The 641-nt window shown below is 55.1% G+C and carries 1 rRNA gene; it reads right to left on the bottom strand.

From position 1 onward, the window contains the following. Positions 1-641, bottom strand: a 23S ribosomal RNA gene (locus SAB01S_RS17950); the annotation flags it as partial.

The following is a 641-nucleotide window of genomic DNA, read 5'->3' as shown; positions in this document are numbered from 1 at the left end:
CAGGCACCGGGCAGGCGTCAGGCCCTATACGTCGTCTTGAAGCCGACTTAGCAGAGCCCTGTGTTTTTGCTAAACAGTCGCTACCCCCTGGCCTGTGCCCCCCAATAGTGCTTGCGCATAATTGGGGCCTCCTTCTTCCGAAGGTACGGAGGCAATTTGCCGAGTTCCTTCAGGATACTTCTCTCAAACGCCTTGGTATACTCTACCATTCCACCTGTGTCGGTTTAGGGTACGGTCTATACGGTGGGGCTATTTCCTGGGACAATTTCCCTGCCAGGAGCAATCCAATAAGCCCTGACAAGTTACACCATCCGTCACACACCACCAGGCCCACGAATATTAACGTGGTTCCCATCGACTACCCCCTTCGGGCTCGTCTTAGGGGCCGGCTTACCCTGCTCAGATTAGCTTTAAGCAGGAACCCTTGGAATTTCGGCGAGAGGGCATCTCACCCTCTTAATCGCTACTCATGTCTGCATTCGCACTTCCGATACCTCCACGGTCGGTTACCCTCCCGCTTCAACGGCCTACGGAACGCTCCGCTACCGCTCAGTCCAAAGGACTGAACCCTAAGCTTCGGTGCACGTCTTGAGCCCCGTTACATCTTCGCCGCAGGATCTCTTGTTTAGACCAGTGAGCTG

The organism is Sphingobium abikonense NBRC 16140 (assembly GCF_001598335.1).
In the GTDB taxonomy this organism is placed as follows: domain Bacteria; phylum Pseudomonadota; class Alphaproteobacteria; order Sphingomonadales; family Sphingomonadaceae; genus Sphingobium; species Sphingobium abikonense.
This window is presented reverse-complemented; position numbering and strand designations above follow the sequence as displayed.